We start from the raw sequence: 25,463 nt of genomic DNA on the forward strand, positions 1-25,463 counted from the left end.
AACGCCCGTGGACCTCCTGGTGCCCTACTACGAGCACCCCGCCGACCGCCCCGCCGAATGGGACGCCATCATCGCCGCCGCGCCGCTCCTCTACGGCGTCGTGCTCAACCCCGCGAGCGGCGCGGGCCCGGCCCCCGACCCCGCCTTCGTGACCGTCGCCGACCGGCTGCGCGCGGCCGGGGTGTGCGTGCTCGGCTACACCGACACCGACTACGGCCGCCGCCCCCACGCCGACGTCCTCACCGACCTGGTCCGCCACCGCGACTGGTACGGCGCCGACGGCGCCTTCCTCGACCAGGTCCCCACCGATCCGCACCTCGCCCCGCACTACCGGCGCCTGGGCGTGGCCGCCCGCGCGGCCGGCGCCGCCACCCTCGTCCTCAACCACGGGGCGCACCCCCACCCCGCCTACGCCGAACTGGCCGACCTGCTCGTCACCTTCGAAGGCCCCTGGGACGCCTACCGCGCCCTCGACCTCCCGGTCGCCGACCACTACTGCCACCTCGTCTACGCCGCCCCGCCCGACGCCGACGCCCGCGTCTCCACGCGCGTCCGGTGCGCCGTCCCGGGCGCCGGCTCCCACCCCTGGGGCACGCTGCCGCACGTCCTGGCCGGCGGCGGGAGGCGCGCGTGATGCGCCGCGCCCTGCTGTTCGTCGCCGCGCTGCTGCTGCTCGCGACGGGGTGTACGAGCCCCTCCGACCCGGCGCCGCCCACACCGCACGAGGGGCGGCGCTGGCAGCCGGCCCCCGGGCAGCCCTGGCAGTGGCAGCTCAGCGGCCGCCTCGACCCGTCCGTCGACGTACCCGTGTACGACATCGACGGCTTCGACCACCCTCGCGCCACGGTCGACGACCTCCACCGGCGCGGCCGCAAGGTGATCTGCTACCTCTCCACCGGCGCCTGGGAGGACTGGCGGCCCGACGCCGCGACGTTCCCCCAGGAGGTCATCGGGCGCGGCAACGGCTGGAAGGGCGAGCGCTGGCTCGACATCCGCCGCACCGACGTCCTCGAACCGCTGATGGCCGCCCGCCTCGACATGTGCCGGACCAAGGGCTTCGACGCCGTGGAGCCCGACAACATGGACGGGTACGCCAACGACACCGGCTTCCCGCTCACCGCCGCCGACCAATTGCGCTACAACCGCCTCATCGCCCGCCTCGCCCATGAGCGCGGTCTCGCCGTCGGCCTGAAAAACGACCTGGACCAGATCCCCGATCTGGTCCAGGACTTCGACTTCGCGGTCAATGAACAGTGCGCGCAGTTCCGCGAGTGCGAGCGCCTGCGCCCCTTCCTGACGGCGGGCAAGGCCGTCTTCCACGTGGAGTACGAGCTCCCGACCCGGGCGTTCTGCCCGCAGGCCGAACGGCTGCGGACGAGCTCGATACTGAAGCGGTACGAGCTCGACGCCTGGCGAGAGCCCTGCTGAGCGGTCCCGTCAGGCCGGGCTGACGTTCTCCGCCTGCGGGCCCTTCGGCCCCTGCGTGACGTCGAACTGAACCTTCTGGCCCTCGTTGAGCTCGCGGTACCCCGTGCTGGCGATGGCCGAGTAGTGGACGAACACGTCGGGACCGCCGCCGTCCTGCTCGATGAAGCCGAAGCCCTTTTCCGCGTTGAACCACTTCACAGTGCCGGTTGCCATGATCTTTCTCCTTCGTTCTCGCTCCCCGACTACCAGGTTCCGGCGTGGCTCAAACGTTCCTTAGCCCAATGTCAGCACCACCAGCACCACCGTCGCCGCCGTCTCCGCCACCGCCCCGAAGACATCCCCCGTCACCCCGCCGAACCGCCGCACACAGCGCCGCAGCAGCGCCTCCGCCACCACCAGGGCCATCAGCACCGCCAGTACGTGACGCAGGGCGCCGTACGGGCCGAACAGCGCCCCGGCCCCGGCGGCCGCGCACCCCACCAGCGCCCCCACGCCCAGCGCGGCCCGCCCCGGCACCGTCCCCGCCACCACCGCGCCCAGCCCCTCGGGCCGGGCCGCCGGGACGGAGGCGCGCGAGGCGAGGGTGAGCGCGGCCCGGGCGACCGTGCCGCCCAGAGCCGCGGCGACCGCGCCGTACGCCCAGCCCTCCCCGTACAGCTCGTACAGCGCGGCCACCTGGGCGAGCAGGACGAAGAGCAGCGTGATGACGCCGAAGGGACCGATGTCCGACTGCTTCATGATCCGCAGCGCGTCCTCGGCGGGCTTCCCGCTGCCGAGCCCGTCCGCCGTGTCCGCGAGCCCGTCCAGGTGCAGGCCCCGCGTCAGCACGGCGGGAACGGCCGCCGAGGCGACCGCGGCGAGCAGCGGCCCCGCGCCGAGCAGCAGGGCCAGGCCACCGGCCGCCGCCGCGCACAGGCCCACCACCAGCCCCGCCAGCGGCGCGGCGAGCATTCCGGCGCGGGCCGCCTCGCGGTCCCAGCGGGAGACGTGGACGGGCAGCACGGTGAGGGTGCCGAAGGCGAAACGTATGCCGTCGAGGCGTGTACGGGTGCGGGGCATGGTCACCGGGCGCAGGGTAGTCGCTAGGAGGCGCGATCATGGAGGGAGCGGGATGGGTCACTGGTTCTACCGCAACATCGTCGAGCCGGGGAAGCTGCCCCTGCTCCTCGCCCTGTCGTCCTTCGTCCTGACCTTCCTGCTCACCCGGGTGGTCACCCGGCTGATCCGGGCCGGCAAGGGGCCCTTCCGCAACGTCACCCCGGGCGGGCTCCACATCCACCACGTGATTCCCGGGATCGTCCTCACCCTGATCGGTGGTTTCGGCGCGGTCGCCGTCGGCCGGCACGGTGCCGCGTCGATCGTCTGCGCGGTGGTCCTCGGCATCGGCGCGGGCCTGGTCCTCGACGAGTTCGCGCTCATCGTCCACCTGGACGACGTCTACTGGACCGAGGAGGGCCGCAAGAGCGTGGAGGTCGTGGTCCTCACCACCGCGCTGCTCCTGCTCGCCCTGCTCGGCTTCTCACCGCTCGGCGTGGACGAGGTCAGCCCCGAGGAGCGGCAGAGCCGCAGCAGCCTCATCGTGAACTTCGCGCTGAACTTCCTCTTCGTGCTGGTCACCCTCTTCAAGGGGAAGTTCCGGATGGCGATCATCGGCCTGTTCGTGCTGCCGATCGCGATCTTCGGCGCCCTCCGGCTGGCCCGCCCCGACTCCCTGTGGGCCCGCCGCCTCTACCGCCACAGGCCCCGCGCCCGCGCCAGGGCGGGCCTGCGCGCGTACCACCACGACCGCCGCTGGAACGCCGTCAGGCACCGCTTCCAGGACCTGATCGCCGGAGCGCCCGACCGCGTCCAGCAACTGCGCCGCCCGGGCGGCGACCGGCGGCGCTGAACGCGAGGACCTCCCGGACCGCGCACGCCACGAGCACCGCCGCGATCGCGGCCAGGTGCTCCTTGCCCGCGAGGTTGTTCTTGAAGATCACCTCGACGATCATCGCCAGCACGACCAGGCCGCCGGTGAGCCACGCCCCGTAGCGCCGGCACACGACGACCGCCAGGCCGACGACCGCCGCCGACGGGCCGGTGTCGACGACGTGCGCGTCCGACGCCGGCAGCCCGAGCCCCAGCGGCGCGTCCGGCCCGAGCGCGATGCCGATCCGCGCGTACAGCGTCCCGGCCAGCGTCGCGGCGTATGCGACGAGCAGCGTGCGCGCCCGCCCCAGGCAGATCTCGGCGATGCCGAACACCAGCAGCACCTGCGCCAGCGCGCCCCACACCGGCAGGTGCAGCGCCGGTACGAAGAGGGAGAGGGGCGTGCGCAGCAGCGCGAGCCACAGCGGGTCCTCGGCCCGGACCGAGCCGATGCCCTGGATGAGGCCGTAGCCCCAGGACTGGTTCTGGACGAGCTGGAAGAGCCCGGTCAGCGTGACGGCGCACAGCGTCAGCGGGATCGCCCGCCACCCGCGGGTGACGAGCCCCGCGCGAACCGCCGCGTACAGGGATCCCCACTCACGGAGCAGCGCACGGCGGACGAACGGCATGGGGACTCCAGGGGGGTGGTCGGCACGGCGTCGAGCGGTCGAGAGGTCGAGAGGTCGAGAGGTCGAGCACGTGCGAAGACCGGCGCGGCGGCCGGGAAGTTGCCAGGCCGCCGCGTGATCCCCATCTCTCCGCCGGAGAGGTCAGTCCCGCTCGGGCAGCTCCGCCGCCAGCGCCGCGGCCGCCTGGACCAGCGGCAGCGCGAGCAGCGCCCCGGTGCCCTCGCCGACGGTCACGCCGTGGTCCAGCAGCGGGTTGAGCGCCATCCGGTCCAGCGCCTTGCCCTGTGCCGGCTCGCCGCTCACCTGGCCCGCCAGCCACCAGTCCGGCGCCCGGAACGCCGCCCGCTGCGCGACCAGCGCGCACGCCGCCGACACCACGCCGTCCAGGATCACCGGCATCCGCCGGACCGCGCTCTGGAGCAGGAAGCCGGTCATCGCCGCCAGGTCCGCGCCGCCGACCGCCGCCAGCAGCTCCAGCTGGTCGCCCAGCACCGGGCGCGCCCGGCGCAGCGCGTCGCGGACCGCCGCGCACTTGCGCATCCACGCCAGGTCGTCGATCCCGGCGCCGCCCCGGCCGGTCACGACGGAGGCGTCCGTGCCGCACAGGGCGGCGATGAGCGTGCTCGCGGGCGTGGTGCCGCCCACGCTGAGGTCGCCCAGCACCACCAGGTCCGTGCCCGAGTCGGCCTCCTCGTCGGCGATGGCCATGCCGAGGCGTACCGCCTGCTCGGCCTCCTCCGGCGTCAGCGCGTCCTCGAGGTCGATCCGGCCGCTGCCGCGCCGCACCCGGTGGCGTACGACGTCCTCGGGCAGCAGCTCCGGGTCGCAGTCCAGGCCCGCGTCGACGACCCGCACCGGGACGTCCATCCGCCGCGCGAGCACCGCCACCGGGCTCGCCCCGTCCAGCACGGCGCGCACCAGCGCGTGCGCGCCGCCCGCGGGCCGGCCCGACACGTCGAGGCCGGCCACTCCGTGATCCCCGGCGAACAGCACCACGCGCGGCCGGTCGATCGGCCGCACCGGGACGGCCCCCTGGGCGGCCGACAGCCACTCGCCCAGCTCGTCGAGGCGGCCCAGCCGGCCGGGCGGGACGGCGAGGCGCTCCCGGCGTTCCTCGGCGTCACGCCGCGTGGCGCTGTCGGGGCGCTCGATCAGTTCGGAGAAGTCGTCGAGATTCAGCCTGCTCATTCGCTGAACAGTACCGGTCACCCGCGGAGCACGAGGGCCTGACCGGCGACGACGTACAGGACGTGCTCGCACTCGTCCGCGAAGGCCGCGTTGAGCCGTCCGAGCTCGTCGCGGAAGCGCCGCCCGGCGGCGCTCGCGGGCACCACCCCGGCGCCCACCTCGTTGGTCACCGCCACCACCGTACGGCGCGTGGCGCGCACCGCCGCGACCAGTTCGGCGACCCGCTCGCGCAGCGCGCGCTCACCGCTCGCCGCCCAGGTGCCGTCGTCCCACGCCCCGACCCGGTCCATCGCGTCCGTCAGCCACAGCGACAGGCAGTCGATCAGCAGCGGCGGCCCCTCGCCGCGCAGCAGCGGCGCGAGCTCGCAGGTCTCCTCGGTGTGCCAGGACCCCGGACGCCGGTTGCGGTGCGTGCTCACGCGGGCCGCCCACTCGGCGTCGCCGTCACGGGTGCCGCCCGTCGCGACGTACACCACCTCCGGGAAGGCCTCCAGACGCCGCTCGGCCTCCAGCGACTTGCCCGAGCGGGCGCCGCCGGTCACCAGCGTCCGGCGCGGTATGTCCGGGACGCTCTGGTAGTCGCCGACGAGCAGCGTCGTCCCGTCCGGCACGGCCCGCGCCCCGGCCGCCGCCAGCCGCCGGTCCAGCTCGGGCCCGGGCGGCACCTCGTGGCCCAGGTGGACGGCGACGACGTCGGTGGCCGCCCCGATCGCACCGGCGCCGCGCAGCCGGGCCATCCCGTCCGGCCGCCCCACCACGTCGCCCACGACCATGTCGTACGCCGTCCCGGCCTCGCTCACGCCCGCCGGGGCGCCGCCCGGCGGCAGGTACAGCAGCCGCAGCCCGTCCGGGGAGGTGACCTCGTACCCGGTGCCCGGCGCGTCCATCGGCACGGCCCGCACCCGGTGCCCGCTGATCAGCGTCAGCTCCCGCCCGTCCGGCACCCGACCGGCCGCCGGCAGCCCGGCGGGCAGCTCCACGGCCGGCCCGTCGTGCGGGTGGGTCAACAGCACCTGCCGTACGCCGCTGAGCGACCGCCCCGCCCGTGCGGCGGCCAGCGCGGCCCCGGGCGTCAGATCGAGCAGCAGCGCCCCGTCCACGAGCAGCGCGGTCGCGGCACGCGCGTCCGCGCCGCGGGCGGTGGCGCAGCGGGCGCAGGGGCAGTCGGGGCGGGGCAGCCCGTCGGGGGCGCCGGTGCCGAGGAGAGTCAGTTCCACAGGGATGATCCTCCCGCGTCCCCGCACGGGGTGCGCGCCCGGCTACGCTGCGGGCAGGAAACCGATCACCTGGTGAACCCGGGAGGCGCACATGGCATGGACGTGGCGATTCGAGAGGTCCGACGGCACGGAGGTCCAGCCGGCAACCCAGCCGGAGGAGTTCACCACCCAGGGCGACGCGGAGTCCTGGCTCGGTGAGACCTGGAAGGACCTCCTCGACGAGGGCGTGGAGCAGGTCCACCTCTTCGAGGACGAGACGAAGATCTACGGCCCGATGAGCCTGCGCGAGGCCGAGGCCGCCGAGTAGCGGACCAGGGCGCGCGGGGGACTCCGCCCGGAGGCGCGCGCGCCGGGGAGGCTCACATCTCGCCGAGCGTCACCGTCACCGTCCCCCGCCGCCCGTCCCTCAGGTACGTCACCGGCACCCGGTCGCCCGGCTTCGCGGACGCCAGCGCCTCCAGCAGCGAGGTGATCGTGGTGATGTCCGTGTCACCGACGCGGGTGATGATGTCGCCCGCCCGCAGCCCCGCGTCCGCCGCCGCCCCGCCCCGCGCCACCTCGGCGATCGCCACGCCCGCCGGCCGGTAGTCGTCGTCCAGGACGGTGCGGCCGGCGATGCCGAGGGCCGCGCGGCCCGAGTGCGTGACCCGGCCCGTGCGGACGATCTGGTCCGCGATCGTACGGACCATGGAGGACGGGATCGCGAAACCGATCCCCGGCGCCGGACCGCCGCTCATGCCCGGTTCGGTGGCCGCCAGCGTCGGGATGCCGACGACCTCACCCGCCAGGTTCACCAGCGCGCCGCCGCTGTTGCCCGGGTTGATCGCCGCCGACGTCTGCACCATGTTCCCGATGGTGGCGCCCGTCCCGCCGCCCGCGCCGCCCTCGCTCACCGTGCGGCCGGTCGCCGACACGATGCCCTGTGTGACGCTGCCGGACAGCCCCAGCGGCGAGCCCATCGCGAGCACGATCTGGCCCACCTCGACCTTCGACGAGTCACCGAACCTCGCCGGCTTCAGCCCCGGCGGCGGCGCGTCCAGCCGGATGACCGCGAGATCCTGTTCGGGGTAGCTGGAGACCAGCCGGGCGGCCAGCACCTCCTCGCCCGTCGCGACGGTGACCCGGAACGACCGCTCCCCGCCCACCACGTGAGCGTTCGTCACGATGTGACCCCGCTCGTCCCACACCACCCCGGAACCGATCCCCTGCCCCGCCTCGATCTGCACGACCGACGGCAGGACGTCCCGGATGACGTTGCGGTAGTCCTCCTCCAGCTCCCCGGCCGCCCGTCCGGCGGCCGCGGGTGACACGGCGGGCGTGGCGGCGGGCGGCGCCGCGCGTGGCGCCGGGGCCACGCAGCCGCCCAGCAGCACGGCGGCGGCGGTCACCGGCAGCAGCGGCACCAGCACGCGTACGGCGGCGGTCACGTTCACGGTCAGGGCCATGCCGCGAGTGTCCTGCGGAACCCCCCGCCACGGCCCGCCCAGCGCGTCCGATTCAGCGATCAGGGGGCGGGGCTCAGCCCCGGACCCCGCACAGGTGCAGCAGCGCCGCCACCCGGCGGTACGGGTCCGTGCGGCCCGCGCGGTCCTCCGCCGCGAGGAGGAGCTCCAGCTCCTCGGCGGCCGGCAGGCCCTCTTCGTCGGGTGCGTTGTCGGTGAAGACCCGCACGCCGTACCAGGCGTGCAGTGGCGCCGCGATCCCCGCGAGCGTCGCCGTCAGCGCCCCCAGCCGGTCGGCCCGCACGGGCAGCCCGAGCCGGTTGACGTAGGCGTCCGACTCGAAGGCCGCAAGCGCCCCGGACCAGTCCCCGGCCAGCCCGGGCCGCATCGCCAGCGCGTCCGCGTTCCGTACGAGCAGCGACAGCAGGCCGCCCGGCGCCAGCATGCGGGCGAGGCCCGCGAGCATGGCGTCGCGCTCCTCCACGTACATCAGCACGCCGTGGCACAGCACCACGTCGAAGCTGCCCGGCAGGAAGTGCACGCCGGTCTCCCGGCCGTCGCCCTCGATGAGCCGGACCCGCTCCCGGATGCCCGCCGGCTCGGTCGCCAGCGCCTCCCGGGCGTACCGCAGCATCTCGGGGTCGGACTCCAGCCCGGTGACGGTGTGCCCCGCCCGGGCCAGGCGCAGGGCCTGCGTGCCCTGGCCCATGCCGACGTCGAGGACCCGCAGCCGCTGCCCCACGGGGTAGCGGGCGGTTATCTGCTCGTCCAGCTGGCGGGCGACGAGCTCCTGGCGGACCGTGTTGCGCAGTCCGCCGAGCCCGTCGAGCCAGCTCCCCGAAGCGCCTCCGAAACCGGAGACCTGGGTGCTCAGGGCCGCTCTCCGCGCTTGACCTGCGGCTTGGGCAGCCGCAGTCGGCGCATCTGGAGCGTACGCATCAGGGCGTACGCGATCGCGCCCCGCTTGGGCTCGTTGGGGAAGCGCTCGCCCAGCTGCTTCTTCAGCCGGATCCAGATGCCGACCGAGTCCACCACGATCATGGCGATGACACCCAGCCACAGCAGCAGGGCGATGTTCTGCATCTGCGCCGACCGGACCATGGACAGGACCAGGATCACCACGGCCAGCGGCAGGAAGAACTCGGCGAAGCAGAACCGCGAGTCGACGAAGTCGCGGACGAAGCGGCGGACCGGGCCCTTGTCGCGGACGGGCAGGTAGCGCTCGTCGCCGCTCGCCAGCGCCTCGCGCTGCTTGGCCAGGTCCGCGCGGCGGGCCTCGCGCTGGCGGCGCATGGCCTCCTTGCGGTCGGTCGGTACGGTCTGCGCGCGGCGGCGCTGCGTCTGGGCCTCACTCCGCTTCGGGGTCGGGCGGCCCTTGGGGGCCTGGGGGTCGCGGGGCTGCTTGGAGAGGTCCGCCGTCACCTTGTCGGTGGGGGCCTTCTCATCCTTCGAACGGCTACGGAACACAAAGCCCAAGGGTACGGGGTACCCGGCATGCGCCCCACCCCCGCGGGGAACGATCCGGCAACGGCCTGCGTCCACCCGTACAAGGGATCCCGCCGGAACCCCTACTCCTTGCGCCGGATCATGAGCCGTCCGCAGTCGTCCTTGGGGATGAGCGCATCCCCGCTCGAACAGTGCGGTAATGGATGCAGGGCCCGTACTGTGGGTTCTGTTGGAGTGCTGGAGCCGAAGTCCGTCACGAAGGGGGCGCGCGAAGCCCATGAGCGGTGTCATGAAGCGTATGGGGATGATCTTCCGCGCGAAGGCCAACAAGGCCCTTGACCGGGCCGAGGATCCGCGCGAGACCCTCGACTACTCGTACCAGAAGCAGCTGGAGCTGCTCCAGAAGGTCCGCCGCGGCGTCGCCGACGTGGCGACCTCCCGCAAGCGCCTGGAGCTCCAGCTCAACCAGCTCCAGTCCCAGTCGGCCAAGCTGGAGGACCAGGGCCGCAAGGCGCTCGCGCTGGGCCGCGAGGACCTGGCCCGCGAGGCGCTGTCCCGCCGGGCGGCGCTCCAGCAGCAGGTGTCGGACCTGGAGACGCAGCACCAGACCCTCCAGGGCGAGGAGGAGAAGCTGACGCTCGCGGCGCAGCGGCTCCAGGCCAAGGTGGACGCCTTCCGTACGAAGAAGGAGACCATCAAGGCCACGTACACCGCCGCCCAGGCGCAGACCCGGATCGCCGAGTCCTTCTCCGGCATCTCCGAGGAGATGAGCGACGTCGGCGTCGCCATTCAGCGCGCCGAGGACAAGACCGCACAGCTCCAGGCGCGGGCGGGCGCGATCGACGAGCTGCTCGCCTCCGGGGCGCTCGACGACCAGTCCGGGCTCCAGAAGGACGACATCCAGGCCGAGCTGGACCGTCTGTCGGGCGGTACGGACGTGGAGCTGGAGCTCCAGCGCATGAAGGCGGAGCTGGCCGGCGGATCCACCTCCCAGCAGGCCATCGAGGGCGGCGCCGCCCCGCAGGACGAGCAGCGGCAGCAGTCCTCCCAGCCCCGGTTCGACAAAGAGTAAGGACGGTCGCGTCATGATCGTGAGGATCATGGGGGAGGGCCAGCTGCGGGTGGCGGACAGCCACTTCGCCGAACTGAACAAGCTCGACGACGAACTGCTCGCCGAGATGGAGAACGGCGACGGGGAGGGCTTCCGCCGCACGTTCCACGCCCTGCTGGACACCGTGCGGACGCTGGGGGAGCCGCTTCCCGACGACTCCCTCGAACCGTCCGAGCTGATCCTGCCCGCGCCCGACGCGACGCTCGACGAGGTCCGCGCGATGCTGTCCGAGGACGGCCTCATTCCGGGCTCGGCGGCCTGACACCGCGGCACGCCCCCCGCACGTCCAACGCCTCGACGCCCCGCCCCGGTCCCCGGGAGCGGGGCGTCGCCGTACCGTGTCCTGTCGTGACGTCCCCCGGAACACCGCCCGGAACACCGCCCGGAACCCGGCTCGCGCGCGGCCGGTGCTGGCTGCGCGAGCACCCCCTCGCCTTCGACGCGGCCCTCGCCGCCGCCGTCCTCGCCTGCATGGTCGCCGGCTCGTACGCCGATCCGCACGGTCACCCCCACGGCCCGACCTTCGGCGAGCGCACCCCCGACGCGCGCAGCGTGCTGCTGATGCTCGCCGGGGCCGCGGCCCTGGTGTGGCGGCGGCGCGAGCCCCTGCCCGTCCTGCTGGTCACCTGCGCCCTCTCCGTCGTCGAGCTCGCCGCCGGGGACCCCGCCTCGCCCGTGGCGATGAGCGCCGTCGTCGCGCTGTACACCGTCGCCTCGCGCACCGACCGGCCCACCACCTGGCGGGTCGGTCTGGCCACGATGACGGTGCTCACCGCGACCGCCATGTTCCTCGGCTCCGCCCCCTGGTACGGCCAGGAGAACCTCGGCGTCTTCGCCTGGACCGGTATGGCGGCCGCCGCGGGCGACGCCGTACGCAGCCGCCGCGCCTTCGTCGACGCCATCCGCGAGCGCGCCGAACGCGCCGAACGCACCCGCGAGGAGGAGGCCCGCCGCCGGGTCGCCGAGGAGCGGCTGCGCATCGCCCGCGACCTGCACGACGTGGTCGCGCACCACATCGCGCTCGTCAACGTCCAGGCCGGGGTCGCCGCCCACGTCATGGACAAGCGCCCCGACCAGGCCAAGGAGGCCCTCGCGCACGTCCGCGAGGCCAGCCGGTCCGCCCTCGACGAGCTCCGCGCCACGGTCGGCCTGCTCCGCCAGTCCGGCGACCCGGAGGCCCCCACCGAACCGGCGCCCGGTCTCGCCGTCCTCGACGAGCTGCTCGCCACCTTCCGGCACGCCGGCCTGCCGGTGCAGCTGGCCCGCACCGACCAGGGCACCCCGCTGCCCGCGGCCGTCGACCTCGCGGCGTACCGGATCATCCAGGAGGCGTTGACCAACGTGCAGAAGCACGCGGGCCCGGACGCCAGGGCCGAGGTGAGCGTCGTCCGGGTCGGCCGGACCCTGGAGGTGACGGTCCTCGACGACGGCGTACCGACGGCCACGCAGGAGAGCGGCGGCCACGGCCTGCTCGGCATGCGGGAGCGCGCCACCGCCCTCGGCGGCACCCTCACCGCCGCCCCCCGCTACGGAGGCGGCTTCCGCGTCCACGCGATACTTCCGCTCACCGCAACCACAGGGGAGGCCGTGTGACCATCAGGGTGCTGCTCGCCGACGACCAGGCACTGCTGCGCAGCGCGTTCAGGATCCTGGTGGACTCCGAGCCCGACATGGAGGTGGTCGGCGAGGCGGCGGACGGCGCCGAGGCGGTCGCGCTCGCCCGCACGGAGCGGGCCGACGTCGTCCTGATGGACATCCGGATGCCCGGCACGGACGGCCTCGCCGCCACCCGCCTGATCAGCGCGGACCCGGACCTGGCCGGCGTACGCGTCGTCATGCTGACGACCTTCGAGGTGGACGAGTACGTGGTCCAGTCGCTGCGCGCCGGGGCCTCCGGCTTCCTCGGCAAGGGCGCCGAGCCCGACGAGCTGCTGAACGCCATCCGGATCGCCGCCGCCGGGGAGGCGCTGCTCTCACCCGCCGCGACGAAGGCCCTGATCGCCCGGTTCCTCACCCAGAAGGACACCGCGGAGCCGTCCACGTACTCCGAGCGCCTCGCCGCCCTGACCGTACGGGAACGGGAGGTCCTGGTCCTCGTCGCCGGCGGCCGCTCCAACGACGAGATCGCCGACCGCCTCGCGGTGAGCCCCCTCACCGTCAAGACCCACGTCAACCGCGCCATGGCCAAACTCGGCGCGCGCGACCGCGCCCAACTGGTCGTGACCGCGTACGAATCCGGGTTGGTACGCCCCAGGGCGGAGTGAACGAGTACTCCATCCGGTGTACGCCGGGGATGAGCAAACGGGACCTGGGGGCGACGGAACCCTCCCCTCCATGGCTGATCGTGTGAAAGACCTGCCGATCCGCCACAGAAGAGAGACCCCATGTCCTGGCTGTCCAGATTCAGCCTCGCGCAACGGGCCCTGGTCGGGCTGATATCGATCGTGGCGATCGTCTTCGGGGCGATCGCCATCCCGCAGCTCAAGCAACAGCTGCTGCCCTCCATCGAGCTGCCGATGGTGTCGGTCCTCGCCCCCTACCAGGGCGCGTCCCCCGACGTGGTCGAGAAGCAGGTCGTCGAACCGCTCGAGTCCACCCTCAAGGCCGTCGACGGCATCAAGGGCGTCACCTCCACGGCCAGCGAGGGCAACGCCCTCATCATGGCCACCTTCGACTACGGCGACGCGGACACCAAGCAGCTCGTCGCCGACGTCCAGCAGGCCGTGAACCGCGCCCGCGTGCAGCTGCCCGACACCGTGGACCCGCAGGTCGTGGCCGGTTCGACCGACGACATCCCGACCGTCGTCCTCGCCGTCACGTCCACCAAGGACCAGCAGGCGTTGGCCGACCAGCTGGAGCGGACCGTCGTCCCGGCCCTGGAGGACATCGACGGCGTCGGCCAGGTGTCCATCGACGGCGTCCAGGACCTCCAGGTCTCCATCACGCCCGACGACCGCAAGCTCGCCGCGGCCGGCCTGAACGCCATGACCCTGGCCGAGGCGCTGAAGGCGGGCGGCGCCACCGTCCCGGCCGGCTCCTTCTCCGAGGCGGGCCAGAGCCGCACGGTCCAGGTCGGCGGCGGCTTCACCTCCCTGGAGCAGATCCAGGACCTGCGGATCAAGCCCGCGAAGGGCGACGCGGTCCGCCTCGGCGACCTCGCCACCGTGAAGCAGGAGGAGTCCCGCCGGGTCTCCCTCACCCGGACGAACGGCAAGCCGAGCCTCGCCGTCATGGCCACCATGGACAACGACGGCAGCGCCGTCGCCATCTCCGAGGCGGTCAAGGACAAGCTGCCCGAGCTGCGCGAGGACCTGGGCTCGGGCGCCGAGCTGACGGTCGTCTCCGACCAGGGCCCGGCGGTCTCCAAGTCGATCTCCGGCCTGACCACCGAGGGCGCCCTCGGCCTCCTCTTCGCCGTCATCGTCATCCTGGTCTTCCTGGCGTCCCTCCGCTCCACCCTGGTCACCGCGGTCTCCATCCCGCTCTCCGTCGTCCTCGCCCTGATCGTGCTGTGGACGCGGGACCTGTCGCTCAACATGCTGACGCTGGGCGCGCTGACCATCGCCATCGGCCGGGTCGTCGACGACTCGATCGTGGTGTTGGAGAACATCAAGCGGCACCTCGGCTACGGCGAGGAGCGCCAGGCGGCGATCCTCACGGCGGTGCGCGAGGTGGCGGGCGCCGTCACCTCCTCCACCCTCACCACCGTCGCCGTCTTCCTGCCGATCGGCCTGGTCGGCGGCATGGTGGGCGAGCTGTTCGGCTCGTTCTCCCTCACCGTCACCGCCGCCCTCCTCGCCTCCCTGCTCGTCTCGCTGACGGTCGTCCCGGTCCTGTCGTACTGGTTCCTGCGCGCCCCCAAGGGCACGTCGGCGGACCCGGAGGAGGCGCGCCGCAAGGCCGAGGAGAGGGAGAACCGCAGCCTCCTGCAGCGCATGTACGTGCCGGTGCTGCGGTTCGCGACCCGCCGCCGCCTCACCAGCGTGGCCCTCGCGATCGTCGTCCTCGTCGGCACCTTCGGCATGGCCCCGCTGCTGAAGACGAACTTCTTCGACCAGGGCGACCAGGAGGTCCTCTCCATCAAGCAGGAGCTGCCCGCCGGCACCAGCCTGGAGGCGGCGGACGCTGCGGCGAAGAAGGTCGAGAAGGTCCTGGCCGGCGCCCCCGAGGTGAAGGACTACCAGGTCACCGTCGGCTCCTCCGGCTTCATGGCGGCCTTCGGCGGCGGTACGGGCGCCAACCAGGCCTCCTACCAGGTGACGCTCGCGGACTCGGCCTCGTACGAGAAGGTACGCGACCACCTCGACGCCGAGCTCGGCAAGCTCGACGGCATCGGCGACACGACCATCGCGGCCGGTGACGGCTTCGGCAACCAGGACCTGAGCGTCGTGGTCAAGGCCGCCGACGCCGCCACCCTGAAGAAGGCCGCCGACCAGGTGCGTACCGAGGTCGCCGAGCTGGACGACGTCACCGACGTCCAGAGCGACCTGTCGCAGTCGATCCCGCGCGTCTCGGTCAAGGCCAACGCCAAGGCGGCCGAGGCCGGGTTCAACGACGCCGCGCTCGGCATGGCGGTCGCCCAGGCGGTACGCGGCACCCCGGCCGGCAAGGCGATCCTGGACGACACCGAGCGCGACATCGTCATCACCTCCGCCGCGCCGGCGCGGACGATGGCCCAGCTCCAGCAGCTGCCGCTCGGCCCGGTGAAGCTCGGCGACATCGCGGAGGTGAAGCTGGTCCCCGGCCCGGTCTCGATGACGCGCATCGACGGCTCGCGGGCCGCGACCATCACGGCGAAGCCGACCGGTGACAACACGGGCGCGGTGAGCGCCGCCCTCCAGTCGAAGATCAACGCACTGGACCTGCCCGACGGGGCCACCGCCACCATCGGCGGTGTGTCCGAGGACCAGGAGGAGGCGTTCGCCAAGCTGAGCCTGGCGATGCTGGCGGCCATCGCGATCGTCTTCATGCTGCTGGTGGCGACCTTCAAGTCGCTGGTCCAGCCGCTGATCCTGCTGGTCTCCATCCCGTTCGCGGCCACCGGCGCCATCGGCCTGCTGGTCGCCACGGGCACGGCGATGGGCGTCCCGGCGATGATCGGCATGCTGATGCTGATCGGCATCGTGGTCACCAACGCCATCGTGCTGATCGACCTGATCAACCAGTACCGGGCGCAGGGCCTCGGCGTCATCGAGTCGGTCGTCGAGGGCGGCCGCCACCGCCTCCGCCCGATCCTGATGACCGCCCTGGCGACGATCTTCGCCCTGCTCCCGATGGCGCTCGGCATCACGGGCGAGGGCGGCTTCATCGCCCAGCCGCTCGCGGTGGTGGTGATCGGCGGCCTGGTGACGTCCACGCTGCTCACCCTGCTGCTGGTGCCGACGCTGTACGCGATGGTGGAGCTCCGCAAGGAGCGCCGCCGCACCAAGCGCGCCGCCCGCGCGGCGGCGCGCGAGCCGGAGCGGACCCCGGCCGCGGTGTGAACAACGGTGAGGGGCGCCCCGGTGATGCGGGGCGCCCCTCACGTTCGTCTCGGGAGACGGCTACGGCAGCGCCAGCATGCGCTCCAGCGCCAGCTTGGCGAAGCTCTCGGTCTCGCGGTCGACCTGGATCTGGTTGACCAGCTTGCCCTCGGCGAGCGACTCCAGCGTCCACACCAGGTGCGGCAGGTCGATGCGGTTCATGGTGGAGCAGAAGCAGACCGTCTTGTCGAGGAAGACGATCTCCTTGCCCTCGTCGGCGAAACGGTTCGCCAGGCGCCGCACCAGGTTCAGCTCCGTACCGATGGCCCACTTGGACCCGGCCGGGGCCGCCTCCAGCGTCTTGATGATGTACTCGGTCGACCCGACGTAGTCCGCCGCGGCCACGACCTCGTGCTTGCACTCCGGGTGCACCAGCACGTTGACGCCCGGGATCCGCTCGCGCACGTCGTTCACGGAGTCCAGCGAGAAGCGCCCGTGCACCGAGCAGTGCCCGCGCCACAGGATCATCTTGGCGGCGCGCAGCTGCTCCACGGTCAGCCCGCCACCGGGCTTGTGCGGGTTGTAGACGACGCAGTCGTCCAGCGACATCCCCATGTCCCGGACGGCGGTGTTGCGCCCCAGGTGCTGGTCGGGCAGGAAGAGCACCTTCTCGCCCTGCTCGAAGGCCCAGTCCAGGGCCCGCTTGGCGTTGGAGGAGGTGCAGATGGTGCCGCCGTGCTTGCCGGTGAAGGCCTTGATGTCGGCGGAGGAGTTCATGTACGAGACCGGCACGACCTGCTCGGCGATGCCCGCCTCCGTCAGCACGTCCCAGCACTCCGCGACCTGCTCGGCCGTGGCCATGTCGGCCATCGAGCAGCCGGCGGCCAGGTCGGGCAGCACGACCTTCTGGTCGTCGGTCGTCAGGATGTCGGCCGACTCGGCCATGAAGTGCACACCGCAGAAGACGATGTACTCGGCCTCCGGCCGCGCCGCCGCGTCCCGCGCGAGCTTGAACGAGTCCCCGGTGACGTCGGCGAACTGGATGACCTCGTCGCGCTGGTAGTGGTGCCCCAGCACGAAGACCTTCCTGCCCAGCTTCTCCTTGGCCGCGCGGGCGCGCTCCACCAGGTCCGGGTCGGACGGCGATGGAAGGTCGCCGGGGCACTCGACGCCCCGCTCGCTCTTGGGGTCGGCCTCGCGGCCGAGCAGCAGCAGGGCGAGCGGCGTCGGCTGGACATCCAGGGGCTGGGCGGTGGTCACGTCACGCACCCTTTCTTTCTTCGGTAAGCGCGGCGAAGGAACCTTTTCGTCTAAATGACGCTATCTATCATAACCGCTTCACGTCACTTTGACGATGGCCATAGTGTCGATGTGACACATCCCCCGTCCCCGGGGTGGCGCTTGCCCGACGTGCGTGCGCGCGCGTGTGCGAGCATGAAGGGGAAAGCACGCACTCGGCCCGGAATGAATCCGCGGCCCCGCCGGTTGCAACCGTCGGCAAGCAGTCTCCGTACACACCGGGAGAGAAGCAGATGTCCGTATCGGACGAGAAGACCACTGTCAGCGACGGCATCCTTCTGTCGGACGCCGCGGCGGCCAAGGTCAAGGCGCTGCTGGACCAGGAAGGCCGCGACGACCTGGCGCTGCGCGTCGCCGTTCAGCCCGGCGGCTGCTCCGGCCTGCGCTACCAGCTCTTCTTCGACGAGCGCTCGCTCGACGGGGACGTCGTCAAGGACTTCGACGGCGTCAAGGTGGTCACCGACCGCATGAGCGCCCCGTACCTGGGCGGCGCGTCCATCGACTTCGTCGACACCATCGAAAAGCAGGGCTTCACCATCGACAACCCGAACGCCACCGGCTCCTGCGCCTGCGGCGACTCGTTCAGCTGAGCCCGTACGACGAAGGCGGCAGACCCCGATGGAGGTCTGCCGCCTTCGTCGTACCCCGGTACCGCTTGCGCCCTACTTCCGCGGCACCGCCCCACCCGACGCCGCGTCCACGACCTGCCGCGCGCCCAGCGGCCGGTCCAGTGTCACCGTGACGGTCTGCTCCTGCGCCATCGCGATGCAGTACCGCTCCGGGTCCGCCGGCGACTCGACCACGGTCACCTTCACCAGCGCGTCGCTCTCCGCGGCCTTGGCCGTATAGGTGCTGCACACGCCGCCCCAGAAGGTGACGGTCAGCTTCCGCCCGCTCCCGTCCGTCCGGTACGACTCGACCTGCCGAGCGGACTGCTCGGGGACCGCCGGCTGCGTCGGGGAGGGCTTCGGCGCCGGCGCGAGGTGCTGGGGCGCCACCGCCGGGTACGTGATCGTGAACGGCCGCGCGTCGCCCTTCGGCTCCACCTGGAACAGCCACGACGGCACGAGCGCCGGCCGTCCCTCCACGGTGTGCGCGGCCAGCCCGAAGACGGCCTGGGAGATGGTCACGGTCTCCTTGGCGGGCTTCCGCTCCGGCGCGCAGCTCACCTCGGGGCCGGCCTTCCCCTCGCCCTCCAGCGGCGCGGGCGTCGCGCACCCGCCGATGGAGACGCCCCCCTCGTCCGGGGATCCGGCGTTCAGCAGCTTCAGCGCTTCCTCCGCGCCGATCACCGGGTACTCGTCACCCTTGACGGGCTCCTTCAGCCGCCCGCTGCCGCCGACCACCTGCCCGTCCGGACCCACCTGGATGCCGGTGGTCCAGCCGTACGTCGGCAGCCCGCCGACGACCGGATCGGCGTTGACGACCCGTACCGCGCCCATCAGCTGGGTGGCGTCCAGCTTGGCGTCGTCCTGCCCCAGCGCCTTCAGCACCGGAGCGGCCGCCTTCTTCGCCGCCTCCTCGCCCACCGGGGTCCCGCCCCAGCCCGTCGGCCCGCCGTTGTGCCCGCCGCCGGGACAGCTCGTGCCCTTGCGGCAGTCGTCACCCGCCGGCGCCGCACCGAAGGACCAGGTCCCCGGCGCCTCCTTCTCGACCTGCAGCACCCCGCCCGAGCCGTCCTTCTCGGGGCCGGCCTTCCACGCCGTACCGTCGGGGCGCGGCGCCCCCGACACCCCCAGGGCCCTCGCGAGCCGCGCCACCTCGTCCGCGCCGACCGCGCCCCGGGACCGGTGGACGTGCGCCGTGTCCGGCCCGTCCGGCAGCGGGCCCGACGCGCGGTAGACCACGCCGTTCGGCGCCGGCTCGCCGGGCGCGATCCCCGGCCCCGACGACCCCTCGGTGTGCCCGTCCAGCGCCAGCGGGGGCGGCGCCGTACGGCCGGCCGCCGGCTCGGCGCGGCCGCCGTCCGACGCGCTCGTGGCGAAGTACGCGCCGCCGCCCCCGGCGAGCAGCACCGCCATCGCCACCGAGGCGACGACCAGCGGGGAACGCCCGGGGCGGGCGGTGTCCTGCGTGGGCTCGGGTTCCGTACTGCTCACCGCAACGCTCCTTCGTCCGTCGTACTCCCCTTACGGAAGACACCCATGGGACGGAGCGGAGGAGCACCCGGTTCCACGAGACGGCCGGGGATCAGGCGCCGTACTCCACCGTCGCGTCGATCAGCCGCGCGGACGCGGGCGGCACCACCACCCCGTGGATCAGCGACGGCGACACCGGACCGGGCGGGGGAGCGTCCTCCGCCGGCACCCTCCAGTGCGGCGCCATGCGCGCGCTGTCACCGCGCAGCTCGGCCAGGCCGAACTCCAGGCCCATGTCGGACTCCCCCCGCTCAAGTGGAGCGATGTACTCGGTCATATCGGCACCGTACGCAGCCGCACCCGACCGAAAAAGACCTACTATCGGGTAGTTTCCGCATGTCGGCGGCTCCGTGACCGGGTAGCGTTAACCGTCAACTCCACCTTCCCCAGGAGCGCCCAGCCGTGCGTATCGCAGTCACCGGCTCCATCGCCACCGACCACCTGATGACCTTCCCCGGCCGATTCGCCGACCAGTTGGTCGCCGATCAGCTGCACACGGTCTCCCTCTCCTTCCTGGTCGACAACCTCGACATCCGCAGGGGAGGCGTCGGCGCCAACATCTGTTTCGGCATGGGGCAGCTGGGCGCCCACCCGATCCTGGTCGGCGCGGCCGGCTACGACTTCGACGAGTACCGCGCCTGGCTCGACCGGCACGGCGTCGACACCGGCTCCGTACGGATCTCCGAGGTCCTGCACACCGCGCGCTTCGTCTGCACCACCGACGCCGACCACAACCAGATCGGCTCCTTCTACACCGGCGCCATGAGCGAGGCCCGCCAGATCGAGCTCCAGGCGGTGGCGGACCGCGTCGGCGGCCTCGACCTCGTCCTGATCGGCGCGGACGACCCCGAGGCGATGCTGCGCCACACCGAGGAGTGCCGCTCGCGCGGGATCCCGTTCGCGGCGGACTTCTCCCAGCAGATCGCCCGCATGGACGGCGACGAGATCCGGATCCTGCTGGACGGGGCGACCTACCTCTTCTCCAACGAGTACGAGAAGGGGCTCATCGAGTCCAAGACCGGCTGGACGGCCGAGGAGATCCTCGGCCGGGTCGGCCACCGCGTCACCACGCTCGGCTCGCGCGGCGTCCGCATCGAGCGGGTGGGCGAGCCGGCCATCGAGGTCGGCTGCCCGCAGGAAGAGGCCAAGGTCGACCCGACGGGCGTCGGCGACGCCTTCCGGGCCGGCTTCCTGTCCGGCCTGACCTGGGGCGTCAGCCTGGAGCGCGCCGCCCAGGTCGGCTGCATGCTCGCCACCCTGGTGATCGAGACGCTCGGCACCCAGGAGTACACGCTGCGCCGGGCCCACTTCATGGAGCGCTTCACCAAGGCGTACGGCGACGACGCGGCGGCGGAGGTCCACAAGCACCTCGCCTGAGGCCCGGCCGTCAGGCCGTGCGGCGCACCTCGTACGCGCTGCCGCGTTCCGCCGGCCGCTCGCCCACGTACTCCTGGCCCCGCATCTCGCACCACGCCGGGATGTCGAGGCGGGCGGCCTCGTCGTCGCTGAGCACCGTCACGGTGGCGCCGACCGGTACGTCGCCGATCACCTTCGCCAGCTCGATCACCGGGATCGGGCACCGCTTGCCGAGCGCGTCGACGACGAGGTCCCCGGCCCCGGGCGCCGGCGCGGGGGCGGACGCCGGGGCGCCGAAGCGCTCCCGTACGCCCGCCACCGCGCCCGGCAGCACCTCCAGGAACCGCTCGACGTCCGCCTCGGGCGTACCGAACGGCAGCGAGACCCGTACGTTGCCCTCCGACAGCACACCCATCGCGCGCAGCACATGGCTGGGCGTCAGCGTCGAGCTCGTACACGACGAGCCGGACGACACCGAGAAGCCCGCGCGGTCCAGCTCGTGCAGCAGGGTCTCCCCGTCGACATAGAGACACGAGAAGGTGACGAGGTGCGGCAGCCGCCGCACCGGGTCGCCGACCACCTCCACGTCCGGCACCGCCTCCGCCACCCGCGCCCGGATCCGCTCCACCAGCCCCCGCAGCCGCGCCGCCTCCGCGTCCGCCTCGGCCCGTACCGCCCGCAGCGAGGCCGCCGCGGCGACGATGGCCGGGAGGTTCTCGAACCCGGCGGCCCGCCCCGACTCGCGCTCGTCCGCCGGGCCTTGGGCGGCGAACCGGACACCCTTGCGGACGACGAGCAGCCCCACCCCCGCGGGACCGCCCCATTTGTGGGCACTCGCGGTCAGCAGCGACCAGTCGCCGGCGACCGGACCCCACCCCAGCGACTGCGCCGCGTCCACCAGCAGCGGCACCCCGGCCGCCCGGCACGCCTCGGCCACCTCGGCCACGGGCTGCTCGGTGCCCACCTCGTGGTTGGCGGACTGCAGGCACGCGAGGGCGGTGTCGGCGCGCAGGGCGGCGGCGTACGCGGCCGGGTCGACCCGGCCGGCCCGGCCCACCGGCACCTCGGCCACCGTGCCGCCGTCCGCCTCGTGGGCGGCCGCCGAGTGGAGCACGGAGGAGTGCTCGACCGCCGACACGACCAGGTGCCGCCCGACACGCCGACGCCCGGCGAGCGCCCCGGCAATTCCGGAGTGCACCGCACGTGTCCCCGAAGGGGTGAAGACGAGCTCGTCCGGACGGCACCCCACGGCCTCCGCCGCGGCCTCCCGCGCCGCGTCCAGCAGCATCCGCGCCCTCCGCCCCTCGCGGTACAGCCGCGCCGGATCGGCCCACCCCTCGTCGAGCGCCGCGAGCAGCGCCTGCCGGGCAACGGGGTGGAGGGGAGCGGAGGAAGCGGAATCGAAGTAGGCCACGCCCCCACGCTAACTCCGCCCCCGTGAACCCCGGTACTGCCACCGCCTCCAGCCCCCGCGCGGCGCCCCGGAGGTACGCCGAACCCTCAAAAGAGGGGTCCGGCGGCGCGTTGGGCACCCTCCCCGCGCGACCCCAAATAGCGTCCAGTAGGGTTTGGTCCGCATAAACATCCAAACCCCTGCCCGCGTCAGGGCCGGCGACCGACCAGCGTGACGGCCGCAGCCGACCGCGCGGGCGAGACTCTCGGGAAGGCGCTACGTGAGTCCCAACGGCTCCGACCGCTCGTCGCGGCGCCCGATGCGGCGGAAGCTGCCGCAGGTGCTGACTGCGGGCCTGATCCTGGCTACCGCCTCCGGTTGCTCGTACAACTGGGAGGACTTCCCCCGCCTTGGTATGCCCACCCCGGTGACGGAGGAGGCTCCGCGGATCCTCTCCCTCTGGCAGGGCTCGTGGGCGGCTGCGCTCGCCACGGGCGTGCTGGTCTGGGGCCTGATCCTGTGGAGCGTCATCTTCCACCGGCGCAGCCGCACCAAGGTCGAGGTTCCTCCGCAGACCCGGTACAACATGCCCATCGAGGCGCTGTACACGGTGACCCCGCTCATCATCGTCTCGGTGCTGTTCTACTTCACCGCACGTGATGAGTCGAAGCTCCTCGAGCGCTCCAAGAACCCCACCCACACCATCAACGTGGTGGGCTACCAGTGGAGCTGGGGCTTCAACTACATCGAGAACGTCGACGGCAAGCCCGACACGGACGCCAGGTCCGCCAAGGAGCTCGCTCCCATCCCGGACCGGCTCCAGAAGGAGTTCCCGGCGGGTGCCGAAGGCGTCTACGACTACGGCATCCCCGGCACCCGGAACCCCCAGAACGGCAACCCGGGCCCGACCCTGTGGCTGCCGAAGGGCGAGAAGGTCCGGTTCATCCTGACGTCCCGTGACGTCATCCACTCCTTCTGGGTGCTTCCGTTCCTGTTCAAGCAGGACGTCTTCCCGGGCCACAACGTCAACGTCTTCGAGGTGACCGCCACCCAGGAGGGCACCTTCCGTGGCAAGTGCGCCGAGCTCTGCGGCGTCGACCACTCCCGCATGCTGTTCAACGTCAAGGTAGTCTCCCCGGAGCGCTACCAGCAGCACCTGAAGGAGCTGGCCGAGAAGGGGCAGACGGGTTACATCCCGGCGGGCATTCAGATGACCGACTCGGCCAGGAACTCGGAGATCAACCAACTGTGAGCATCCTCAACGAACCTCAGGGTGCCGCCACGGGAGCCGACGGCTCGGTGACCGAGCCGTATGAGAACGAGCTCCCTGTACGGCGCAAGCGGCCCGGCAACATCGTCGTCAAGTGGCTGACCACCACGGACCACAAGACGATCGGCACGCTCTACCTGGTCACGTCGTTCGTCTTCTTCTGCATCGGCGGTCTGCTGGCGCTCTTCATGCGCGCCGAGCTCGCCCGTCCGGGTACGCAGATCATGTCGAACGAGCAGTTCAACCAGGCGTTCACGATGCACGGCACGATCATGCTGCTGATGTTCGCGACGCCGCTGTTCGCCGGATTCGCCAACTGGATCATGCCGCTGCAGATCGGCGCGCCCGACGTGGCGTTCCCGCGGCTGAACATGTTCGCCTACTGGCTGTACCTGTTCGGCTCGCTCATCGCGGTGGCCGGCTTCATCACCCCGCAGGGTGCCGCCGACTTCGGCTGGTTCGCCTACACCCCGCTGTCGGACGCGGTCCGCTCGCCGGGCGTCGGTGCCGACATGTGGATCATGGGTCTGGCCTTCTCCGGCTTCGGCACGATCCTCGGCTCGGTCAACTTCATCACCACGATCATCTGCATGCGCGCCCCGGGCATGACGATGTTCCGCATGCCGATCTTCACCTGGAACGTGCTGCTGACCGGTGTCCTGGTCCTGCTCGCCTTCCCGGTGCTCGCCGCCGCGCTCTTCGCGCTGGAGGCGGACCGCAAGTTCGGTGCGCACATCTTCGACCCGACCAACGGCGGCGCGCTGCTGTGGCAGCACCTCTTCTGGTTCTTCGGTCACCCAGAGGTGTACATCATCGCCCTGCCGTTCTTCGGCATCGTCTCGGAGATCATCCCGGTCTTCAGCCGCAAGCCGATGTTCGGTTACATCGGCCTGATCGCGGCGACGATCGCGATCGCCGGTCTGTCCGTGACGGTGTGGGCGCACCACATGTACGTCACCGGCGGTGTGCTGCTGCCGTTCTTCTCCTTCATGACCTTCCTGATCGCGGTCCCGACCGGTGTGAAGTTCTTCAACTGGATCGGCACCATGTGGAAGGGCTCGCTCTCCTTCGAGACGCCGATGCTGTGGACGATCGGCTTCCTGATCACCTTCACCTTCGGTGGTCTGACCGGTGTCATCCTGGCCTCGCCGCCGATGGACTTCCACGTCTCGGACTCGTACTTCGTCGTCGCGCACTTCCACTACGTCGTCTTCGGCACCGTGGTCTTCGCGATGTTCGCCGGCTTCCACTTCTGGTGGCCGAAGTTCACGGGCAAGATGCTGGACGAGCGGCTCGGCAAGATCACCTTCTGGACGCTGTTCATCGGCTTCCACGGCACGTTCCTGGTGCAGCACTGGCTGGGTGCCGAGGGCATGCCGCGTCGTTACGCGGACTACCTCCACGCCGACGGCTTCACCGCGCTGAACACGATCTCCACGATCGCGTCGTTCCTGCTCGGCATGTCGATCCTGCCGTTCTTCTACAACGTCTGGAAGACGGCCAAGTACGGCAAGCCGGTCGGCGTCGACGACCCGTGGGGCTACGGCCGCTCCCTGGAGTGGGCGACGTCCTGCCCGCCGCCGCGGCACAACTTCCTCACGCTGCCGCGCATCCGGTCGGAATCCCCGGCGTTCGATCTGCACCACCCCGAGATCGCGGCGGTCGGCCAGCTCGAGAACCACGGGCAGAAGGACACCGCGCTGTTCGGTGGCAAGGAGGTCGGCAAGTGAAGATCCAGGGCAAGATGTTCATCTGGCTGAGCGTCTTCATCCTCGCCATGGCCATCGTGTACGGCCTGTGGTCGAAGGAGCCGGCCGGTACGACGGCGCTCTTCCTGGCCTTCGGCCTGGCGATCATGATCGGCTACTACCTGGCCTTCACGGCCCGGCGCGTGGACGCCATGGCGCAGGACGACAAGGAGGCCGACGTCGCGGACGAGGCCGGTGAGGTCGGCTTCTTCTCGCCGCACAGCTGGCAGCCGCTCTCCCTGGCCATCGGTGGCGCCCTCGCCTTCCTGGGCGTCGCGCTCGGCTGGTGGCTGCTGTACTTCTCCCTGCCGCTGATCCTGATCGGTGTCTGGGGCTGGGTGTTCGAGTACTACCGGGGCGAGAACCAGAACCAGTAGTCGCACGGTTCGTCTTGCTCCAAGGGACCCGGTGACCTCCACAGGGAGGTC

General features: G+C 72.2%; 26 protein-coding genes. 14 read left to right on the top strand and 12 right to left on the bottom strand.

The features are described from left to right. The first annotated feature begins 7 nt into the window (after window positions 1–7). Window positions 8–634, top strand: a complete 627-nt coding sequence (locus tag AB0A69_RS02250) for a spherulation-specific family 4 protein (RefSeq protein WP_361414385.1) — start codon at window positions 8–10, stop codon at window positions 632–634. Beyond that, entirely contained in the window at window positions 634–1,428 is a 795-nt protein-coding gene (locus AB0A69_RS02255) for an endo alpha-1,4 polygalactosaminidase (RefSeq protein ID WP_361415167.1), read from the top strand. Before AB0A69_RS02250 ends, AB0A69_RS02255 begins: the two co-directional genes overlap by 1 nt. A 9-nt stretch (window positions 1,429–1,437) precedes the next feature. Here AB0A69_RS02255 and AB0A69_RS02260 read toward each other — a convergent pair whose 3' ends face one another. Continuing rightward, a complete protein-coding gene (locus AB0A69_RS02260) occupies window positions 1,438–1,641 on the bottom strand; it encodes a cold-shock protein (RefSeq protein ID WP_361414387.1) in 204 nt (67 codons plus the stop codon). A gap of 60 nt (window positions 1,642–1,701) precedes the next feature. Next, window positions 1,702–2,487, bottom strand: coding sequence for an adenosylcobinamide-GDP ribazoletransferase (cobS, locus tag AB0A69_RS02265; protein WP_361415169.1), 786 nt, complete (start codon window positions 2,485–2,487; stop codon window positions 1,702–1,704). A 52-nt stretch (window positions 2,488–2,539) separates the two neighbouring features. On the opposite strand from cobS, the gene AB0A69_RS02270 reads away from it, so the two are divergent. Next, entirely contained in the window at window positions 2,540–3,316 is a 777-nt protein-coding gene (locus tag AB0A69_RS02270) for a hypothetical protein (RefSeq protein ID WP_361414389.1), read from the top strand. Here AB0A69_RS02270 and AB0A69_RS02275 read toward each other — a convergent pair. The 3 genes from AB0A69_RS02275 to AB0A69_RS02285 form a co-directional block, all read right to left on the bottom strand. After that, entirely contained in the window at window positions 3,231–3,965 is a 735-nt protein-coding gene (locus AB0A69_RS02275; RefSeq protein ID WP_361414390.1) for a hypothetical protein, read from the bottom strand. The genes AB0A69_RS02270 and AB0A69_RS02275 overlap by 86 nt on opposite strands. A gap of 141 nt (window positions 3,966–4,106) precedes the next feature. Further along, window positions 4,107–5,153, bottom strand: a complete 1,047-nt coding sequence (gene cobT, locus AB0A69_RS02280; protein ID WP_361414392.1) for a nicotinate-nucleotide--dimethylbenzimidazole phosphoribosyltransferase — start codon at window positions 5,151–5,153, stop codon at window positions 4,107–4,109. A 17-nt stretch (window positions 5,154–5,170) separates the two neighbouring features. Then, entirely contained in the window at window positions 5,171–6,370 is a 1,200-nt protein-coding gene (locus AB0A69_RS02285; RefSeq protein WP_361414394.1) for a bifunctional adenosylcobinamide kinase/adenosylcobinamide-phosphate guanylyltransferase, read from the bottom strand. Between the two features lie 91 nt (window positions 6,371–6,461). On the opposite strand from AB0A69_RS02285, the gene AB0A69_RS02290 reads away from it, so the two are divergent. Beyond that, window positions 6,462–6,677: a hypothetical protein gene (locus tag AB0A69_RS02290; RefSeq protein WP_361414396.1), complete on the top strand. Its 216-nt coding sequence runs from the start codon at window positions 6,462–6,464 to the stop codon at window positions 6,675–6,677. A 52-nt stretch (window positions 6,678–6,729) separates the two neighbouring features. Here the strand turns inward: AB0A69_RS02290 and AB0A69_RS02295 are convergent, their stop codons facing one another. From AB0A69_RS02295 to AB0A69_RS02305, 3 genes are all read right to left on the bottom strand, one after another. Further along, window positions 6,730–7,815 (bottom strand): trypsin-like peptidase domain-containing protein, encoded by a 1,086-nt coding sequence (locus AB0A69_RS02295; protein ID WP_361414398.1) that lies wholly within the window; start codon window positions 7,813–7,815, stop codon window positions 6,730–6,732. Window positions 7,816–7,888: 73 nt separating this feature from the next. After that, window positions 7,889–8,623, bottom strand: a complete 735-nt coding sequence (locus AB0A69_RS02300; RefSeq protein ID WP_361415171.1) for a class I SAM-dependent methyltransferase — start codon at window positions 8,621–8,623, stop codon at window positions 7,889–7,891. A gap of 59 nt (window positions 8,624–8,682) precedes the next feature. Next, window positions 8,683–9,279, bottom strand: coding sequence for a DUF3043 domain-containing protein (locus AB0A69_RS02305; protein WP_361414400.1), 597 nt, complete (start codon window positions 9,277–9,279; stop codon window positions 8,683–8,685). A gap of 256 nt (window positions 9,280–9,535) precedes the next feature. Here AB0A69_RS02305 and AB0A69_RS02310 point away from each other — a divergent pair, with 256 nt between their 5' ends. From AB0A69_RS02310 to AB0A69_RS02330, 5 genes are all read left to right on the top strand, one after another. Further along, a complete protein-coding gene (locus AB0A69_RS02310; RefSeq protein ID WP_361414402.1) occupies window positions 9,536–10,330 on the top strand; it encodes a PspA/IM30 family protein in 795 nt (264 codons plus the stop codon). A gap of 13 nt (window positions 10,331–10,343) precedes the next feature. Continuing rightward, window positions 10,344–10,631: a hypothetical protein gene (locus AB0A69_RS02315; protein ID WP_361414404.1), complete on the top strand. Its 288-nt coding sequence runs from the start codon at window positions 10,344–10,346 to the stop codon at window positions 10,629–10,631. A gap of 86 nt (window positions 10,632–10,717) precedes the next feature. Then, the gene (locus AB0A69_RS02320) at window positions 10,718–11,962 is read left to right on the top strand and encodes a sensor histidine kinase (protein ID WP_361414406.1); all 1,245 of its coding nucleotides are present in this window, start codon (window positions 10,718–10,720) and stop codon (window positions 11,960–11,962) included. Then, window positions 11,959–12,633: a response regulator transcription factor gene (locus tag AB0A69_RS02325; protein ID WP_361414408.1), complete on the top strand. Its 675-nt coding sequence runs from the start codon at window positions 11,959–11,961 to the stop codon at window positions 12,631–12,633. Before AB0A69_RS02320 ends, AB0A69_RS02325 begins: the two co-directional genes overlap by 4 nt. Before the next feature lie 120 nt (window positions 12,634–12,753). Continuing rightward, window positions 12,754–15,852 carry an efflux RND transporter permease subunit gene (locus tag AB0A69_RS02330; protein ID WP_361414410.1) on the top strand — a complete coding sequence of 1,033 codons (3,099 nt, stop codon included), beginning with the start codon at window positions 12,754–12,756 and terminating at the stop codon, window positions 15,850–15,852. 60 nt (window positions 15,853–15,912) lie between these two features. Here AB0A69_RS02330 and nadA read toward each other — a convergent pair whose 3' ends face one another. Further along, complete coding sequence (nadA, locus tag AB0A69_RS02335) at window positions 15,913–17,100, bottom strand: quinolinate synthase NadA (RefSeq protein ID WP_361414412.1); 1,188 nt, start codon at window positions 17,098–17,100, stop codon at window positions 15,913–15,915. A 263-nt stretch (window positions 17,101–17,363) separates the two neighbouring features. On the opposite strand from nadA, the gene AB0A69_RS02340 reads away from it, so the two are divergent. After that, complete coding sequence (locus tag AB0A69_RS02340) at window positions 17,364–17,720, top strand: iron-sulfur cluster assembly accessory protein (RefSeq protein ID WP_018848827.1); 357 nt, start codon at window positions 17,364–17,366, stop codon at window positions 17,718–17,720. A 72-nt stretch (window positions 17,721–17,792) separates the two neighbouring features. Here AB0A69_RS02340 and AB0A69_RS02345 read toward each other — a convergent pair whose 3' ends face one another. Then, the gene (locus AB0A69_RS02345) at window positions 17,793–19,229 is read right to left on the bottom strand and encodes a hypothetical protein (protein WP_361414414.1); all 1,437 of its coding nucleotides are present in this window, start codon (window positions 19,227–19,229) and stop codon (window positions 17,793–17,795) included. Window positions 19,230–19,320: 91 nt separating this feature from the next. Then, the gene (locus tag AB0A69_RS02350) at window positions 19,321–19,545 is read right to left on the bottom strand and encodes a hypothetical protein (RefSeq protein WP_361414416.1); all 225 of its coding nucleotides are present in this window, start codon (window positions 19,543–19,545) and stop codon (window positions 19,321–19,323) included. A gap of 125 nt (window positions 19,546–19,670) precedes the next feature. Here AB0A69_RS02350 and AB0A69_RS02355 point away from each other — a divergent pair, with 125 nt between their 5' ends. Beyond that, window positions 19,671–20,645, top strand: a complete 975-nt coding sequence (locus tag AB0A69_RS02355) for a carbohydrate kinase family protein (protein ID WP_361414418.1) — start codon at window positions 19,671–19,673, stop codon at window positions 20,643–20,645. A gap of 10 nt (window positions 20,646–20,655) precedes the next feature. Here the strand turns inward: AB0A69_RS02355 and AB0A69_RS02360 are convergent, their stop codons facing one another. After that, a complete protein-coding gene (locus AB0A69_RS02360; RefSeq protein WP_361414420.1) occupies window positions 20,656–22,038 on the bottom strand; it encodes an aminotransferase class V-fold PLP-dependent enzyme in 1,383 nt (460 codons plus the stop codon). A gap of 259 nt (window positions 22,039–22,297) precedes the next feature. Here AB0A69_RS02360 and AB0A69_RS02365 point away from each other — a divergent pair, with 259 nt between their 5' ends. From AB0A69_RS02365 to AB0A69_RS02375, 3 genes are read left to right on the top strand one after another with little or no spacing between them, the layout of a single operon-like run. Then, window positions 22,298–23,269, top strand: coding sequence for a cytochrome c oxidase subunit II (locus AB0A69_RS02365; RefSeq protein WP_361414422.1), 972 nt, complete (start codon window positions 22,298–22,300; stop codon window positions 23,267–23,269). Beyond that, entirely contained in the window at window positions 23,266–25,017 is a 1,752-nt protein-coding gene (gene ctaD, locus AB0A69_RS02370) for a cytochrome c oxidase subunit I (RefSeq protein ID WP_361414424.1), read from the top strand. Before AB0A69_RS02365 ends, ctaD begins: the two co-directional genes overlap by 4 nt. Continuing rightward, entirely contained in the window at window positions 25,014–25,412 is a 399-nt protein-coding gene (locus AB0A69_RS02375; protein ID WP_361414426.1) for a cytochrome c oxidase subunit 4, read from the top strand. The genes ctaD and AB0A69_RS02375 overlap by 4 nt, the downstream gene beginning before the upstream one ends. Window positions 25,413–25,463 lie beyond the last annotated feature (51 nt).

The organism is Streptomyces sp. NPDC045431, assembly GCF_040646655.1.
GTDB lineage: Bacteria > Actinomycetota > Actinomycetes > Streptomycetales > Streptomycetaceae > Streptomyces.